At 43.4% G+C, this 18,996-nt stretch carries 11 protein-coding genes; 3 read left to right on the top strand and 8 right to left on the bottom strand.

The features are described from left to right. Positions 1–34: 34 nt before the first annotated feature. On the top strand, positions 35–790 hold the full coding sequence (locus tag ACE38W_RS07700; RefSeq protein ID WP_375829839.1) for an SDR family NAD(P)-dependent oxidoreductase: 756 nt from the start codon (positions 35–37) through the stop codon (positions 788–790). A 143-nt stretch (positions 791–933) separates the two neighbouring features. Then, entirely contained in the window at positions 934–1,095 is a 162-nt protein-coding gene (locus tag ACE38W_RS07705) for a hypothetical protein (RefSeq protein WP_167015652.1), read from the top strand. Positions 1,096–1,160: 65 nt separating this feature from the next. On the opposite strand, the gene ACE38W_RS07710 is transcribed toward ACE38W_RS07705, so the two are convergent. The 6 genes from ACE38W_RS07710 to ruvA form a co-directional block, all read right to left on the bottom strand. Further along, a complete protein-coding gene (locus ACE38W_RS07710; RefSeq protein WP_375829840.1) occupies positions 1,161–2,363 on the bottom strand; it encodes a sialidase family protein in 1,203 nt (400 codons plus the stop codon). A gap of 4 nt (positions 2,364–2,367) precedes the next feature. Continuing rightward, the gene (locus tag ACE38W_RS07715) at positions 2,368–4,647 is read right to left on the bottom strand and encodes a TonB-dependent receptor (protein WP_375829841.1); all 2,280 of its coding nucleotides are present in this window, start codon (positions 4,645–4,647) and stop codon (positions 2,368–2,370) included. 76 nt (positions 4,648–4,723) lie between these two features. Further along, a complete protein-coding gene (locus ACE38W_RS07720; protein ID WP_375829843.1) occupies positions 4,724–5,125 on the bottom strand; it encodes a hypothetical protein in 402 nt (133 codons plus the stop codon). 104 nt (positions 5,126–5,229) lie between these two features. Then, positions 5,230–6,642, bottom strand: a complete 1,413-nt coding sequence (locus tag ACE38W_RS07725; protein ID WP_375829844.1) for a sialate O-acetylesterase — start codon at positions 6,640–6,642, stop codon at positions 5,230–5,232. A 117-nt stretch (positions 6,643–6,759) separates the two neighbouring features. Further along, on the bottom strand, positions 6,760–14,034 hold the full coding sequence (gene sprA / locus ACE38W_RS07730; protein WP_375829846.1) for a cell surface protein SprA: 7,275 nt from the start codon (positions 14,032–14,034) through the stop codon (positions 6,760–6,762). A 31-nt stretch (positions 14,035–14,065) separates the two neighbouring features. Beyond that, a complete protein-coding gene (gene ruvA, locus ACE38W_RS07735; protein WP_375829848.1) occupies positions 14,066–14,653 on the bottom strand; it encodes a Holliday junction branch migration protein RuvA in 588 nt (195 codons plus the stop codon). 192 nt (positions 14,654–14,845) lie between these two features. Here ruvA and ACE38W_RS07740 point away from each other — a divergent pair, with 192 nt between their 5' ends. Then, positions 14,846–15,850 carry a beta-ketoacyl-ACP synthase III gene (locus tag ACE38W_RS07740; RefSeq protein ID WP_375829850.1) on the top strand — a complete coding sequence of 335 codons (1,005 nt, stop codon included), beginning with the start codon at positions 14,846–14,848 and terminating at the stop codon, positions 15,848–15,850. A gap of 27 nt (positions 15,851–15,877) precedes the next feature. Here ACE38W_RS07740 and ACE38W_RS07745 read toward each other — a convergent pair whose 3' ends face one another. Both ACE38W_RS07745 and ACE38W_RS07750 read right to left on the bottom strand, forming a co-directional pair. Continuing rightward, complete coding sequence (locus ACE38W_RS07745) at positions 15,878–16,993, bottom strand: sensor histidine kinase (protein ID WP_375829852.1); 1,116 nt, start codon at positions 16,991–16,993, stop codon at positions 15,878–15,880. Between the two features lie 29 nt (positions 16,994–17,022). Beyond that, complete coding sequence (locus ACE38W_RS07750) at positions 17,023–18,966, bottom strand: sensor histidine kinase (RefSeq protein WP_375829853.1); 1,944 nt, start codon at positions 18,964–18,966, stop codon at positions 17,023–17,025. Positions 18,967–18,996 lie beyond the last annotated feature (30 nt).

An 18,996-nucleotide genomic window follows, 5' to 3' on the forward strand; every position in this document is an offset into this window, starting at 1 on the left:
CTTTTGTATCCTCTTATCTTAAAATTTATTCCTCATGGGTATTGTACTTGTTACAGGCGCCACAGCCGGGTTTGGTAAGGCCTGCGCTATCACGTTCGCATCAAAAGGTTATGATGTTATTATCACTGGTCGCAGAAAAGAAAGACTGGAAGAATTACAAACGCAGCTTGCACAGGAATACGGCACCAATGTATTGCCACTCCAGTTCGATGTAAGAGATGAAAAACAAGTGTTTGAAGCGCTGGGGAATATCCCGGAAGAATGGAAAGCAGTAGATATCCTGGTCAATAATGCGGGGCTGGCCGCCGGTTTAAGCACTATCGATGAAGGTAGTGTGGAAGACTGGAACAACATGATAGACACCAATATCAAAGGCTTGCTGTATGTTTCCAGGGTAGTAATGCCATGGATGCGTTCCCGCACCAAAGGCCATATTATCAATATCGGCTCTACTGCTGCTAAGCATGTATATGCCAAAGGCAATGTGTACTGTGCAACCAAAGCCGCTGTAGACGCTATTTCACAGGGTATGCGCATTGATTTGTTACCTTATCGTATCAAGGTGACAGCTATACATCCTGGCGCCGCTGAAACGGAATTCTCCCTTGTTCGCTTCAAAGGTGATGAAGACAAAGCCAAAGCCGTATATAATGGCTTCATTCCTTTAAGCGCCCAGGATGTGGCAGATGTAGTGTTCTATTGTTCTACACTTCCTGCACATGTCTGTATCAATGACCTGGTGTTAACACCACTTCAACAGGCAAATGCTTATTACATAGATAAAAATTAACACATAAGTGTCATATAACGATTTAGTATGAAATTCTATATTTGAAATATCTTATAATTTCTGCCGTGTTATTTGTTGTAGAAACTGTAAGAACCCGTGCCTAAACTTGACTATCCTTTATTTATTGTGAAAACCATATCCCTATGCTTACATTTCTAACTATGTACTTGCTGCGCCTGTACTATCCAAGATGGAAAGATCAATGGCGCTTCTATTTTGGTAATTCCCAGAAAGGCAATTACGGCCGATGGGTAACCAGAAAGGACTGGGCTGGACAAAAAGGTTTTTCTTTTGGCTACAGCTGAGTTATCGTTGTACGACAAACTATTAAGAAGGGCTGTCTCTACTCAGTAGCGACAGCCCTTTTTGTTTACAGCAACTTATACATGACAGCCCCATGATTGCCCTGCCTTTGCTTATAAGCCACCAGCACATCATTATTAAGGGTTCCTAACACTGGAAAGTTAGCATAGCTACTATCAGCCGTTAGCTTGGTATCAGCAATAGTTTTTCCTTCGGGAGATTTCCTCACCATGCCTATCCTACTGTTATAATCATCTCCCACTTTGACAGGTTCGTCCCAGGCTATGTATATATCACCATTATCTGTGCAAATCAACTGAGGATGCTTAGCCATAGCCACATCACTCAGCGATTCCTTCTGCGTATAGGTATTCCCGTTATCTGAGGAGTTGCAATAGAATACACCTTTTCCATGCCCCATGGTAAACCAGGCGAAATGTAAGCCTTTGGCGTTGGCAGCCAATGTCGGTCCGGTATGTGGACATCCATTCACGACCCAGTTGTCGGCACTGATACGAACCGGTGCAGAGAATGTTTTCCCCCCATCCTCAGAAACCTGGTGCACCATATCACGGATAGAATCATTGATTATATCCCGATATACAATATGTACCTTGTTGGAAGATTTATCTACATATAACTTCGTCCGGCAACATTGACAAACAGTTTCTACGACAGGCTTTGCGCCCTGAAAACCACTCTTTCCTTCTGTTGTAGCGAAATACAACGTAGATCCTTCTGCGTTAGTATTTTTTCTGTTATCAAGCCATATGGCCGCCGCTTCTCCATTAGGCATCAAAGCTAAATCAAAATAGCGCTGATCATAACCAGCAGTATCTGTCACCAGGGCCACCGCTGGTTGCCAGGATTTACCGCCATCCAATGACTGCGTATACATTACCTTGCCGGCATACTTGTTCCTGGCATCATGCTGCTCCACACCAAACAATGCGATCACTGTTCCATCCTGTTTGAAAAGCAGCTTAGGCAAGTTTTCATCATGCGGGAAAACACCGGCCGTGGTTGGAATAGCTACCGGTTCAGAAAACGTATATTCATTATCGTTAGATACCGAAAAAAACATCTTGCCACCATCTCCTAAACTATCTTTCTCCACCCAGCTAATTACTGTATGTCCTTTTTGATCACTTGTAATATAAGGACAGGAAGCATCCGCACCAGCATGAGATAACTGTTGACTTTCTTTTTTATGCTGATTTTCACAAGCCATCAACAGCAATATCATACCTGATAAATACCATTTTATCATCCCTTTATTTTTTACCGGTAAACGTATAGGCAATTCCGAAATTGAATGTCTGGCGAGGACCCACCCTATAGGTAACTCCATAGGCAGATTTCTCAGCGGTGGTGGCATACAGCCTATCTCCTACATTCATACAATTAATCCAGCATTCAAATCCTTTGTAGCCATAACCTGCACGAAGATTAAATAAATCATAACCGCTATAAGTAGCAGTGTTGGCGGGATCCATATAATAACTACCTATGTGCTGCCATTCGCCACCCAACCTAAAACCACGTAGGATAGCAGGCTTCCAGGTTATTTCACTATTGGTAATCCATTTAGGCGCACCATTCATGCGATTATCGTCATATGTTTTACCATTCTCCGTATATGCGTCGAAGTTATGCAGCGCATAGGTACCACTGGTCCGGATGTAGATACTTTTCAGCGGTGTATACTTAACGTTCCATTCCACCCCACGATGCGTGGTAGCGCCAGTGTTCCTATTTTCATAACTGCCGTCTGCTTGCCGCACGCTCACAATTTCATTGGTACCTTTCATCTGGTAAACGCTGAGATCCACATAACCTTTATCATGGCTAAACCCAAACCAGCCGCCTGCTTCATAGTTGTTATAAGTAGCCTGTTGCAATACAGGGACCTTCACACCCTGGTAGAGATCAGAAATGTTAGGTGGTGCAAATCCTCTGCTATAGTTAGCATACAAACCTCTGTTATGGCCCAGGTTATAGGTCAGTCCCAGCTTTGGCGTGAAGGCATTAAAATTATTTTTTTCACTGGGTGCGCCTGTGTAAGCAGATGGAGTGAGATGATTGACAAAATCATAATCCATACGATCATATCTTACGGCAGCCACCAATCGCATGTTTTCAATCGGCGACATTTCAAACTGTGCATAAGCCGCTGTATTTAGGAGTCCTACTTTATAATCCGTCAATACAGAATCTGTTGTTTGATAATTCGTATAATAACCGGCAGCATTTTTATCGATTTTAATAAAGCCTGCATTGTAGGTAGCTGGACTATAATCAGCACTCAAACCTCCTATCAGCGCGGCGTTCTTCCAATCAAATTTCTTTTTATGCTGGATGATAACACCGAAACTATGGAATGCGTCACTATTAATTTGCCCTGTTGCTTTTAATGGATCTGAAGTAGATTTAATCGCGTAAAATGGGTTTTGACCAATGGTACTATGTCTGAAAAATGCCGTAAACGAAGTACTGTTCATCGCATTCCAATCTTTATCCAGCGTACTTCTTATGCGCAAAGCTTTTACATCACGATAGGTGAATGTCTGAAAATTACTGTAATCCTTACTGTAGAAATGCGCGCTATCGAGGCCGCCTACCTGGTCAGTATTATAATTAATTATGGTGGCAGCGTTTGTCCATCGGGTAGTCGTGTTTGGTTGATACACTGTTTTAAAACTCAATCCCAGCTTATGAAAATCGCTATGATCCATGTATCCGTTGGATTGATTGGCATAATAACCGGAAACTACGGCGCCCCATTTACCACTGGTACCGCTGGCACTGAAATCGGTGCGTTTATAGCCCCAGTTGCTCATCTCCGCCTGTACTTTTGCGGTGGGCGCCAGCGTAGGCGATTGAGTAATAAAATTCACTGCACCGCCAACAGCTTCGCTTCCGTATAGTGATGATGCAGGGCCACGGATAACTTCAATATTTCTCAGCGCCGCCATATTGATTTCTATCAGGGCGTTATGATTGAAATCACCTACTGTTCTGATAGGAATGCCATCTTCCAGATAGAGGAAAAGGCTCTTATAGCCAATAGGCTGGCGGATAGCCATGGTATGTTGTTCATTACCTAAATCGACCATGTATACGCCACTTACTTTATTTAATACCTTATCCAAAGTAGTAGCTTTAGTTTCGGCTAACTCCTGCGGGGTAATGGTACTAATAGCAATGGGAGCATCTGTACGCAATTGCTTATCTCTTGACGAGGATACAATCACTTCATTAAGATTAGCTGCGAGCGGCTCCAGGTAAATGATTCCGGCGCTCTGTATAGTAGCAACAGGAAGTTGTTTGGTGACATATCCCATACAGGAAACCTGTACAGAATCCGCGGCAGCGATATCTAATTCAAAGCGGCCCTGCTCATTAGCAGTACAGCCTTTAGTTTTATGCAGGACACTAACAACAGCCCCGGGCAGTGCTTCATGCGTTTGCTTATCAGCAATACGCCCATGCCACTGCTGTGCATGGCACGTCAGTGCAGCCATGCAGGCAATGATGAGTAAACATTGTCTCATATGGTACAATAAAATAGTTGATTGCACAAGCAGGCAATCACGATTGGTTAATCAGGAAATATATAAGGAATGTCAATTAGCAGCTATACCACTGAGGCGGGTGAAATATAGCAAATACAGGGGTTGGGAGATATGGGTCTTTATAGAATATGGTATGTTTGATAGTAGCGGCAACAGGTGGTGTTTGCATGAATGTCTGCAATTCATTTACAAACATTACTTCGTAGCTTTCTTTACCACTGTTATTTTTTTCTTGCTGGGTATCTTTCTCTAATTCTTTTCTCAGATGGCATTTACCATTACAATGCATCTCGGGTCTGTTCTTGTTTTCACATAGGTTTTGTGCAATGAATGCCTGGTTAGACCAGTATTGCATTACGATCAGGCTCTTACTGCAATTCTCCAGTATGATTCCTGCAAACACCAATATGACAACGAAATATTTCAAACCGCAGCAAAGATATATCGTAATCTGCATAAATAAAAAAAACAAAAGCATGTATCGGAAGGAAATTTTATTCGGTTTCCCGATATCCCATTTCCGATACAAACTTTTGTTTTTATATATATTATTACGATAAACTATTCCGTCTCCGCCGTTGTTGCCACAGTCCAGTCATCTGTTCTGAACGGAGCTACTGGTAAGCCTTCCTTACTAAATATATTTGGCGTAGCCATATTACTAAAACCAAATCTTACTGCAACAGGAACCTTCACCTGTTTACTACTAACAATGATTTTATCTTTCTCTAGTTTAACATCTGCAGGATAAAAATCTTTATCTTCTCCTGCTATCATAAAATCACTGGCTTTAGTTCCATTGTGAATAACGAATCCTTCAGCCGCATTATTGAAATATAATACTGCTTTATCTTTATTGACCTCCATTTTCTTGTACATCGGGCTCCATACTTCTCCTACCTGTTGATGATAAGTTTCAGAAAGTGCCATATTCGCTAATCTTGCGGCCACATCTTTCTTATTCTTAGGATGAATGTCTTTCACATTATCTACCAGATCAGTGATCACCACCATACCTGTATTTTTGATTTGCAGGGCATTATTTTGCTGTTCTCTCAGCAGGGCGCCTATATTTTTCTGTTCATAGTGATAAGGCGCTATTTGCACCAGATAAAACGGAAAATCCTTATTCCATTTATTTCTCCAGGAACTAATCATAGTATCCAGCAACTGTGTGTAGGTAGCCGCGGTTTTAGTATTGCTCTCGCCCTGGTACCAGATGGCGCCTGCGATATTATAATTCGTCAGCGGATAGATCATAGCGTTATAAGCCGCGCCTGGCGTAACGGTCCACCACATACTAGGCTCCAGCTTTTGCGCCGCGGCTTTCAGATCAGCGTTGGAGGCTACTGCTGGCGCGGGTGTCCAGACTTCAGCAGGCGTACCACCCCAGGCAGCGCTGATGACGCCTACTGGCACATGCAGTTGTTGCTGTAATTTTTTTGCAAAGAAATAACCCACTGCGCTGAAACCTTTCAGCGACTCAGGCCCACATACCTTCCAGTTTGCAGGCACATCATCCTGCGGTGTAGTCGATGTTATTCTATCTACTCTAAACAAACGAATATTATCATTGGCACTATTGGGCAATTCTTCCATCATCTGCGGAAGGTTCTGGTAACTGCTCCATTCCATGTTCGACTGACCACTACATACCCACACTTCACCAATTAATATATTGTCCAGTTTAATAGTGTTTGCTCCGTGAAATGTAATGTTATACGGACCACCAGCAGCAGGTGTTTTTACTTTCAGCTTCCAAACAGCTTCACTTGTGGCCTGCACGGAATCGGTGTGATTATCCCAGGAGGTAGTAACAAATACTTTTTCGCCGGGCGAAGCCCAGCCCCACAAAGTCACCTCCGACTTTTGCTGTAGCACCATATCATTGGCCAGCAAAGAAGGTAAACGAACATCACTAAAAGCTTTACTAATAGAAAATAGAAGGGCAAAGGTCACTAGCAATTTCTTCATAACGGGAATTTTGCGGTAAGATATAGTTTTTTAAGTGCAATAAAAGTACGCAATACGCATAAAAAAAACCGGTCTCTACTAAGTAGAGACCGGTCATATATTTCAGAGAATTTATTGCTATTGACTCAACACAAACCTGAAGGTAATACCTCCTCTCGTGTTGGTGATAGGATATGCAGATGATATCGCTGGTATCGTTTGCCTTCGGTCATAGAAGAAGCGCAAATTCAGACGATTATTAACTACATAATCGATAGATGGCGCGATACCTATTACCTTCTGACCACTTGTCGGGATCACCAGGTCCGCATCCAGTCGGTTATTCACTGTTTTATCATCACGGAAACTTAAGTCGAGCCTAATGTTCAGATCATTCTGCAGTTTTTTGTTACCGTTTTTATTGATAGCAAATGGCAAGGTTACACCACGTATACGGTAGCCTCCACCAATCACAATTTCTGTAGAACGGAGCTCTGTCAGCTGATAGTCGATCAAACTGAGACTCAAACTACGTGATTTCCTGAATTCGAATCGGGCATTCAGTGTATTCGTGAAGGTCATATCTATACCAATCAGTGGCACGAAGGCCTCGGTCATGGTAAGGTTTGGCACCAGGAAATACGGATAATAGTTTCCGGAGATAGTATCTCTGAATGCTGGATAACCTGCCAAACGAGGATCTTCATAATACATCGATGTATTGAAAGAACTCATGCTCAGTGTTCCGGTATATTTATGTGTCAGCGTGAAGTTTGTCAGGAAGTGCTTGAACGGTTCCAATCTACTCAAACCTGTATAAGTAACCGACCAGTTGGGTTTCGGTACATAATTGCTGAATGGATTGCTGCGCACATTATCATTGCCTTGTTTCAACAATCCTATACTCTCCGGACTCTTACCAGTATAGGCCGCCATAAACGCCGGAATCAATACATCCTGTGCATATCTCGTATAGCCGTAACGGTAAGTTGGATCCTTAGGATCATAATAAGGAATACCTGACTGGTTGTTGTATGGATTTTCTGCACCTAACCTATTGGAAATAATATTACGATAAGCCTCGAAGTTGCGGAAGGTTTCCGAAATACCGTCAGCAGTATTGATGTGTCCAAACATCGTTTTCACTGCGATATAGGTAATCTCAAATCCACCGGCATCGTAAGGACTCAGGTGCTGGAATCCGGACGTATCATCTACCACTTTAAACAGTTCTGTGTGGTTTTTGGTAAATGATTTCGTCATGTTAAGGTCTATACGCAGGTCCTGGAATGGTTCCAGTTGCGCCTGTAACTGCCAGCGTTGCGTGTATTGCTGCTGGAACTGGATATTCAATTGCTGGTCAGGGGTAATGAGCCCTTTCTTTGCAAACCTGTCCATCCATGCTCTATCAGGTTGCGCACCAAACACGAAGCCTAAGCCCGGCGCCATAGAAGCCCAGTTCATACCCAACACCTTGGTGCTATCCAGGTAACCTGGAAGCATAGTACCAGCGTTTTCGTTGAAACTGAAGTTCACACGTTTCAGCATGGTCAAGGTTTTGAACGCTCCTTTTACAAATGGAGATATTTCATCTGTGTTGTTCTGGGTATTATTATTTCCGGCTTTAGGATCTTTTGGATCTTTACTGCCAGGCTTCTGGTTATTGTTATTATTATTTCTTGGTCTGCTATTAATAGCTCGCAGGAATTTAGATTTATTATATAAATCAGCGAAGTTGAATTCTGCGTTAATTGTTTTATTGTAGGAGTTCTCAATAGCATTACCTAGGTACAATGCCAGCATGGAAGCGCCGTTCCAGTGGTATTCAGTACCATAGTTGAGCGCCACTTTCGTCCAGTTGAGGGCTGGGAACTTAGATGTAGGTAAAGTATATGTAATGTTGGCATTATGCATATACGTTGTGGTACGTCCACCTTTCCAGAAGTTATTCCACATGGTATCTTTCTTTTCAGCGGTGTTGATACGGCCGTCCGGTTCATCGATACGAGCACGGTTAACCGCGTTGAATTCCACATTGATACTTCTTGTCAGGTCCCATTTCAGGGTATAGTAACGATCAAAAGTAAAGTACTTGTTATACGTTTCTGGCAGCTGATATTTCACATCTCCACCTACGTTACGCACTCGGGTAGCTCCAAACTGCCTGGAGATATCCACACGGAAACTCAGGATGCTAGGCATATAGTTGAAGTTGAAATCCTTGATCAAATCCAGCCAATGCGATTTAGTTTTAAACAGTCGCTTAAACGGCTCTACATAATGCGGATCTCCGGTAAAATTATAACCAAGGCCACCACGATGCTTAGTAAGCACATTACTCTGGATAAGCGGGTTATGGTTGTTGATCTGAGAGAAGGAATAGCTTACATCGAAGTTTTCCACATCCCACAGATGATGCTTCCCTTTCTTGGTATTCAGCTTACGTACGTTCGTAAAGTTCAGACTTGTGATAGAGGTAAAGTCCTGTGCATTTTTACGGATGGAATCCCGCTCTCGTTTGTTACGTGCCAGGTCGAGTTTATCTTTCAGCTTAATATCCAGATCATAAGGATCATATTCAGGATTACTTGCCGACTGTGAATAACCTGCATACACTGGTATGGACATGGCTGCCCGTTTCGGTAGCAGCTTGCCAAGATCGAGGTTAGCAGCAGCATCATATTGTAAGAAGTTATCTCTGAATCGTTCATTGACTCGCTGGTCAATATTTCCGAATCCGGCAGTGTGCATATTTCCGGAAACCGAGATCGTACCCAGATCCGCGAGTTGAATATCCATGCGGCCTAACGCAGCATAACCACCCTTCTCGTCGAAGTCGGCCAGGCGTAATTCATCCAGCCATACTTCCGCACACTTGGTCATACCATCATTTTTAGGATTGAGTACACCGATCATCATAGTACGCGCATCACCCAAACTAGGGTTACCCACAACAGTCAGATAATTACCTTGTGCATCAGGCGTAGGGTTCAGTGGGAACGGTAACAGCGGACTACAAGAGTCACACATATTACGTTGTTGTTTCAACTTAGTCCATTCGCTCATCAGGAGGTCCAGATTATTTGCATCCGGCCAGATTAGTTTTGGATCGGTACGACCACCCGTCGCATTTGGATCTGTAACGGTCAAGGGTATACGATACTCGTAGTAGTTGCTTACAAAGTCGCTACCTACACGGATTACAGCCTGTATGTCTCCATTTTTCAATTGCGTATTTCCAGCAGCCTCCGCGTGGATGTACATCTGCAAACGCTTATACTGACGTAAGTCCATATTCAGCGTTTTGTATACAGCCCTGGTATCACCATCTTTCAGGTTACAAACCTGCAACGACAATGACTGCTCATTCAATTGCAGCGTGGTATTATTGGTGGATATAGTATTCTGACGAACCACTCCTTCCGGTAACACGTAGTTAATCGGTTGGCGGCTGGAGTTCTCTTCAATATTTACGGCAGACTGGTTAAAGGCGGTGCTATTGTCTAAAGGAACAGGATCACCAGGTTTCAGTTCATAGTCATATTTACGCCACTGGCTACGTACCAGCGCCAGTTTACCGAAACGCAGTACCACAGAATCAGCCCAACCAGTCAGGAACATACGCATAAAGCGGATAGACTTAAAGTCAGGGATAGAACCTACTTTGCTGGTAAACTGATTGATAGGTACTTTAAACTGATACCAGTTTTCGGTAATTTGATTACCATTCTGCAGTTTTACCTGTGCAGCAACCTTGTCTACCAGAAAGTTCTGACCAATCACCATGCTATTGGGTTTCAGGTCGATACGGTACTGGAAGTACTCTTCTGTTTCGTTGAGTGTATTATCTCTATTCAAATCTTCCGACTCAGGGATGTTGGTAGCGGCAGAAGAATAAGTAGAATTTCCAGAAGAAGCAGGTGAGTTGCCTTCAGGATTGCTATAGTTTTTATAACGACCAAGGATACCCGTATTACTATAATCACGGTAGTGTTTATAGTTATCATTAGATGGATCGGCATGTGCTGCTAAACCCAGTGGAGAACTCGCACCGAAGTTCATATCGATGGAGTCCAGGTATTTTTTAAAGAACAGCTGTTCATCTGCAGATTGTAAACCATCATACCCAACATCCTGGAATGCACGGATAGCAGGATCGTTATCGAATGCCTGTGTAATCTGTTGCTGGAACTTAGGAATACGGCCCCAGTTAGATGAATCCAGTTTCGCAGTTTCTGCAGGATTAGGCAAACCGTTTTCGAAGAACTTCTTACCATCTTTCAGGATATCCTCAGAAACGTTACCCAGGTTTAAGTACAGCTGACCACCGGCAGGGTTGGTAGATGTAGCAAATGGGTCCTGAATCCAGAACTCAATATATTCGATGTTGGAAGTTTCAAAATCACTGTTATCAATGGCGCGCATGATACCAGCCCATCTACTCTGTGGATTATTTAGTTTACCGTTTCTGTCGATGGATAACGGACTACTGGTAAAGTTATACGGACCGCGATCTTTCGGATAATAGGCCAGATCAAGGGTACTTAACTGGGCCTGACCAAAGTCTGTAGACTTATTCGGAAACACCTCATTTTGATAAACCAGACGTACACGCGAGTCAGATTGTTCGTTCTTATCTATACCTGCAGGCAGGTTGGGAGAATTTGGAATCTGTAATGTTGGTTCGATGATATACCAGGACAGTTTAGACCTGTTTTTACCATAATCGAGGACATTATTTAATTCTGCTTCCGGGAACATTACCTGACCGCTTGCATTGGTAGCACCTTTTGGTGTAGATGCAAGCGCCCAGTTGGTGGCAGGGAATTTCAGATCATAGTCGCTTTTCACCCCTTCAAAATCATCGATATAGGCAGTACCTTGTTTGCTGCCTGCTGCGTTGATCAATTTATTATGGCCAGGGAACAATCTCGCTACCTCACCTGTGAAAAGGATGCTGGAAGGTGCCGTACTATTGAAGTTCGGCAGTTTGTTCAAGAATTTGGTCAGCCCTTTCCATTGAGAATTATAATTTACGTCAAAGCCTACCATGGTATTTTTAATAGGGTCGTCGCCGTAGTTTACTTTCTGATAGTAAGGTCTTTCACTCATACGCACGAGTGTACCACCGAAGCTCAGTTTATCATTCACCAGGTAATCGAGTCGTGTACCGAAGTAGTTACGCACCTGTTGTCCAAACAGTGAGTTATTTTCATACTGCACGTTGATAGGAACACCAGAACTGAGTACGCCGCTGTTGATGATTTTCAGTCGGCCCAGGTTATAATCGATAATATAGTCAACGTTTTCACGGAGCATTTGTCCGCCAGCGGTTACTGTTACGGATCCTGGCGGGATGTTAGGTGCGAGGCTTATCTCCGATGAACTTGCTGATTTATAGGAACCTCTGATCACGTAACGATTAAGTTGCGGGAACTGTTGTGCCACTACTTTGATGGAGTCGTAAAGTACGCCAAAGAGGTATTGTTTTTCCAGTGTTGCATCGCCACCAAAGGCTGGTTTCAGGCCACCATTGAAGGGTTCCAGCATAGGGAACATGATGCGCCCATTCATGGAATTGATCGTATATCCTTCTACGTAGTCGAACACACCATCCGGCTGAGGGTCTAGCTGGTTGTTGAGTCGGTCGAGGTTAAGGATGGTAATGATTGGTGCGCCGGCGTACGATCCTTTTGCGTCAGGGATATATCTTTTATCACTAGGCGGGCGACCTTCAGCACCAGGATCTTTATAATAAACATCCATTTTGAAGTCTTCCTTGTTCAGCGCATAACCACCGGTGTTATAGATGTTTTTCATCATCAGCCTCCAGATAGGTAGCGTTGGACGTGCAGAAGTAGCTTTCAGGAGTTTCAGGAAGAGTACAGGCTGATTGGCGCTGTTATTCTGATCCGGTGGAACATCCTGGGAAAATTCCCCTACTTTATAAGTTTTACCGTTGTAAGAATATTGGAAAGCTACTGCAAGGACTTCGTCTGGTTGTAATTGTTGGTTTAGGGAGATAAAACCGAGTTGTTTATTATAGGTATATTCGGTAGAATCGAGTTTTCGGGCAAATGTTTTTTCGTATTCCGAGACGGGCTGTATGCCTAGCGATAGCAACTGCCCGACGACCGTTCCCGTGGCCCTGTTGGCAGAATTGCTGATCAACCGCGGGTAGAGGTCATTGACACCATTATCCGGTAGGTGCGAGGCCGTTAGTACCGAGATAGTGTTATTGTATGGCTTATACTCCGCAAGGTCCATCAAACCGACGATATCACGTGTCTGTGTGGTGGCCCCGGTTTTATTGGTTACCCAAACTTCCAGGCGGGTGATATTCACGAGCGACTGAATGATAGGCAGTTTTTGCATGGCATAATTAAAAGTATCCTTAAAAAACTGCGACAACAGGAAGTGCCTGTTGTCTTCATATTCGTCTGCCCGGAGGTTATAGTCCTGGACCATGGTACCTCCTTTCAACTGGAGGTTTTGTTTTTGAGATTTTTGGTTAGATAAAACACTGGTTACAGTCAGACGTCCGAATTGTAGTTGTGTTTTTACCCCGAAGAGCGACTGCACCCCTGAGATGAGTGAGCTGCGAAGGGGGAAGCTTACGTTACCTGCTTCTATCTTTTTGATAATTTCATCAGCATACCCTGTGTATTCGAGTTTGATCTGATTTTCATAATCAAATGCCGATTGGGTATTATAGTTAGTGATGATTTTGAGTTTGTCTCCGATTTTACCGGTAACGTTCATATTGATACCCATATCGAAGTTAAATCCTCCGTTTTTGCGGGCTTGTTCAACGAGAACCGGGTTTTTGATATTCTGGCCTTGATAGCCGAATGTCAGGTCAAGGCTTCCTTGAGGTTTGATATCAACTTTACTGCCGCCAAATATCCTGTCGAAGAGGTTATTTCCCTGGATCATGGTTGGTCCTGAACCTTTCTGGTTGAGGGAACCGAGGGTACTTGCGCGTTTTTGCCAGTAATCTTTTTCACTTTGAGCCGACTGCATTTTCCAGAATTCGTCGTAGCTCATATAGGTAGGGTTACGATAGTATTGGTTACCGATTTTTTCGGTAACAGTATACTGTTTCGTAACAGGGTCATAGTCAACTGTTTTGTTGATATTCGCAGGATCTTTAAGGTCCATAGCATTACGGGACGATGGATCAGTCATACTGGGACCACGTCTGTCCTGCAAGGGATATTTCAAGGTATCTTTCTTATTGGTTGTATCCGGGGCTGCTTGGGCAGGAGAGGAATCCGCTGCCGGCACCTGGTGTTCGTTTACATCTGCGGACAAATACATTCTCCCTGAACGGTCCCTGGCGGCAGTGTCAACAATGATAAAAGATACAATTCCTATTACTGCAAATACACCAAAGTACTTCTTATTTGCCAAGAAAAATAGGTTTTTATAGAGGTAACGTAAATTATAAACTCTTCAGAGCCTTCTTTATCAACTCTTCGAGATTTTGCAATAGTGGTTCATTTTTCATAACTCTCGTGATTGCCGATTCCGCCATGTTTTTGGCAATTCCTAAAGTTACCAGTGCATTTAACGCATCTTCTTGAATAGTATTGTCTGCAGGCTGAGATAAATGTATAGGATTGTCTTTCCCTTTTTTCACTTTATCCTTGAGTTCCAGGATAACCCGTTTGGCTGTTTTGGCTCCTATACCCTTTACGCTTTCGAGCATTTTGTCATTTTCCATCATAATTGCTCGGGTAATATCCTCCGGTTGAAGAGAAGATAACATCATCCTGGCGGTGCTCGCGCCAATACCCGACACACTAATTAACAATAAAAACAGGCTTCGCTCCGATTCTTCAAAGAAGCCATACAGGGTATGGGCATCTTCCTTAATATGCAGATAAGTTAATAATTTGCAGGACTCCAGTCCCTGAATACGGGAATATGTATTCAAACTTATCTGGACTTCATAACCAACTCCATTCACATCAAGGTGCACAAGCGCAGGAGATTTATAAGCCAGTTTTCCATTCAAATAAGCGATCATACAAGGTAAAGGTTCAGTAAGTTAATGAAACTTAGGGAAAAAATAATATTTCTGATTTCCCCTAATACCGGCAAAGATGCTAACTTTTAACGTATTGTCAAATGCTTTGGAAGGCCTCATATGCGACTTTTTTAGGAAATATTCGTTTATGTCGTATTTTTACGCCTCGATTTAAACACATATTTAGTTCATATGAATAAAATTACGGCCGCAATTACAGCGGTGGGTGGCTATGTTCCCGACTATGTTCTTTCGAATAAGGAGCTAGAGAAATTAGTCGATACAACTGATGAGTGGATATTAACACGTACCGGTATCTCCGAAAGAAGGATTCTGAAAGGAGAAGGTAAAGGTACTTCAGACTTGTGCGTGCCTGTAGCACTCGAAATCTGCAAAAAGAGAGGCATCACTCCTGCCGATATCGATTTGCTGATTGTGGCCACAGTTACTCCGGACATGACCTTCCCGGCTACTGCCAACGTTGTGACGGATAAAATTGGTGCCGTAAACGCTTTTGGCTTCGACATCAGCGCCGCATGTTCTGGATTCCTCTATGCACTCGATACTGGCGCACGCTTCATCGAAAGTGGTCGTTACCAAAAAGTAATGGTCATCGGCGCAGATAAAATGAGCTCTATCATTGACTATACCGACAGAACTACCTGCATCATCTTCGGTGATGGCGCTGGTGGCGTACTGCTGGAACCAAATACAGAAGGTTATGGCCTGATCGATAGCATCCTGAAAAGTGATGGTCATGGCCGTGAATACCTCCACATGAAGGCTGGTGGCTCTGTAAAACCCGCTTCCATCGAAACCGTTACCAACCGCGAACACTATGTGTACCAGGAAGGTAAAATGGTATTCAAATATGCCGTGTCCAATATGGCCGAAGCAGCTGGCGATGTTATGAAACGTAACAACCTCACTGCCGACAATATCGCATGGCTCGTTCCTCACCAGGCTAATATGCGTATCATCAATGCTACTTCTACGTACATCAACTTACCAGAAGAAAAAGTAATGATGAACATCCAACGCTACGGAAATACTACCGCAGGTACTATTCCGCTCTGCCTCTGGGACTACGAAAAACAACTGAAAAAAGGTGATAACCTCATCCTGGCAGCATTTGGTGGTGGCTTCACCTGGGGCTCCTCCTATATCAAATGGGCTTACGACGGGGATAAAATTTAATTCGGTTTTACCGGAAAATGTTTGATCTCAGGATATAAGGGGTACAATTGTACCCCTTCCCTGTTTTAATATCAGCGAAATGGTGAGATATCTGTCAGCACTTACTTCTACCACAATATCTCCACCCATTCTTATAGCAAAATCGCGACTTACTGCCATCCCAAGGGCATAGGTATCTCTTTGCCATGCAAAAATACCTTCTGATACATCTACTGCATTTGCACCTGCATCTATCGCCAGTGATGTACGCACCTGTTCCTCGTCTGGCCATGCATCCAGTATCAGTAAACTATCCGGCACCGAATGACGCACCGCTGCCAGTAACATATGCCGCAGGATAAATTGCAAAATCTCCATATCTGCCTCTATCACCATTTCGTCGGGAATACGGTCCACCACCGATAAATGATGCTCGCTCACACTCGCTTCCAGTCCTATCATGGCCGCCTGCACCTGCTCTTGCAACCAGCAACTCACCGGTGAATATTCATAACCTGACAACTGCAGCTTAATCCATCTCAATACGTTATCAAATACCTCCAGGGTCTTTTGCGACGAAGCTCCTATCTGACGCATGGATGCCAGCATTTCGTCCTTACTCATCTCCCCACTCCGCAACTCCGCAGCCACAGTAGTAATATGCAATAAGGGTTCCCTAAAATCATTGGCGATAATAGATATCAGCTTATTCTTAAACTCGTCTGTAGCCTTTAACTCCGCATTTTTTTCTGAAATAGCCGCATAACCTTTTGCCAGCTCCTTTTCCTGACGACGGGCCAGCCGGAAATTATAATAACGGCTTAATAACAATGCCAATAGCAACACCGCTACGATTATCAATCCTGCAGTCAGCAACTGCGTATTCTTTTTCTCCTGAACTTTCTCCTGTATCTTTTCCTGCTGCAATTTGTTTTTCATCGCCAAGGCCTGTCCTGCTCTGGCTTTCAACAAAAATTCCAGATAATCGATGCTGTCCAGTTTAGAATTATCATGCTTTGCCAAGGCATATATTGCCTGCCTGACAGCAGCAGCATCCTGCTCATCTCCGGCATAATTGTAATGTTGCAACCGACGATATAAAGAATCAGCAGGCGTATCATAGGCATATGTCTCCAGGCTGCTGCTTAAACAACAACTTGTCATCAACAATATGATATATACGATTCGCCTTATCATGCTTCTCTTTTAGCCGCTGGTAAACTATAACAAAAAGTAGCTCCTTTAACCGGGTTATTTTCAGCCCATATTTCACCATTCATTTTTTCAATAAAATCCTTGCAGATGATCAACGCGATTCCAGCCCCTTTACCTTTACGTCCTTTCGCAGTCATCGTTTGAGCCGCAGAAAATAATCCTGGCAGTACCGCAGGATCTATTCCCGCACCTTCATCCGAAAATGCTACTGTTACCATCGTATCATTACGTGTAACCGTCACTGTTATTGATTGATTCTTCTCGGAAAATTTAGTCGCATTGTGCAACAGGTTTCTGTTTACAAACTGCAACATTTCATAATCTGCCAGCACTGCAGTTGTAGCTTCTGGCGAGATGATCACCTGCAGATTTTTCTCTGCCAGGATTGGCTGCAACGTCTCCACAGTGGTTGCTATCAAATCCTTCACCACAAAAGGTTCTGGCTGATAGGTAAAACCCGAAAGTTGTGTATGCATCCAACGAAGTATCCCATCAAAAACCTGTAAAGTATTTTTTGCTCTGGCATCTACCTTCACAATCATACCCGTGGCATCTTCCAGTGAGATAGTATCTTCTTCCACAAAACTGCTGATACTGATAATATTATTTAGTGGACTTCTGAAATCATGTGCTATCAAGGATATCAGCTTATTTTTAAAATCATCGTTAATTTTCAGTTGCTCTGTTCTTGCATTCAGCTCTTTTTGCAGGAAAGCTAGTCTCCTCGCATTATTACGACTCATGCGATAAGCCTGGAAGAGATGTAAGAGCAAGGATGACAACAGTAACAAAACTACTAGCAGAAAGATAGAAAGATAGCGCCAGTAAATGGTTTCAGTACTCTTCTTTTCGAGCAGGCTACGTTGATACATGTGCTGAAGTTTCATGGAATCCAACAAACGATCATTGGCAGCAATGTCCAGGAATATACTGGTCCCGGAGGTTTTCACTTCTTCTTCCTGGTTTAAAATATGTACCAGTAATCCGGTATAGTAGTTGGCTGCAGCGTGATCCCCGGCTTTTTCACTGTGGTCATACAACTTCATCACGGTTGCTTTCATCAGTCCCAGGTAACCGCCCTTTATAGCATAATCCAGTCCTTTACGGAAATAAATCATACTGTCGGGTTGCTGTAGTGCAGACTTATACTCCGCCAACTGGATGGCGCCGTATAAACCCAGATAATTCAGTTCATGATCACCGGCATTTTCAACTACGTCTTGCAGCATCGCCATGCTTTCCTTCAATTTCCCCTGTTGGATCAATTCATTTGCTTCCAATAGCCTGGTATAAAAAATTTCTCGCTGGCTATTGTATCGCATGGCTGTAACAGCGGCCTGATGTAGCGCTTCGGAGGATGCTTTTTTTATGGCAGCACTGGTATCTGCAGCATGAAGCACGTAGTAATTTGCCAGCAGCAGCCCATAAAGAGAGTCGTTTTTCAGCGTCCGGCATTTAGCCATGGCAGTATCCAGCATAGCCATGCCAGCAGCTTTGTAGCCGAGGTAATTCTGGTAAATAGCAATGTTCATCAGGTTGAGGACTACGCTGGCCGAGTCACCTGATTCCCTTGCGGAAAGTAAACTTTCGTTGTAAAAAAGATAGGAAAGATAACGGTTAGGTTTAAACGCATAGTAACTGCCCATGTTACGTAATGCCACTGTAAGCCCGGCTGTGTAATGCTGCCTGGAGGCCACTTTCACAGCTTCGTCCGCATACACACCACAACTGTCCAGCTGGCCCGCCTGATATATTGAAGTCAGCCTGTTTAAAATATCAACGTAAGCTATACTGTCCTTGGCGGTTTTTAATTCTGTTTTTAGGTCTGATATTATTTGCTGCTGCGCACAAAGCCTGTTCAGCAAGAATAACAAAATAAACAGTAACGAAAAACGCCTGAGATATGGATAAAATCGAATCATGCACATGTAATTGCATAACTGAAAATAGTC

The sequence above is a fragment of the Chitinophaga sp. Hz27 genome, assembly GCF_042263525.1.
Taxonomy (GTDB): Bacteria; Bacteroidota; Bacteroidia; order Chitinophagales; family Chitinophagaceae; genus Chitinophaga.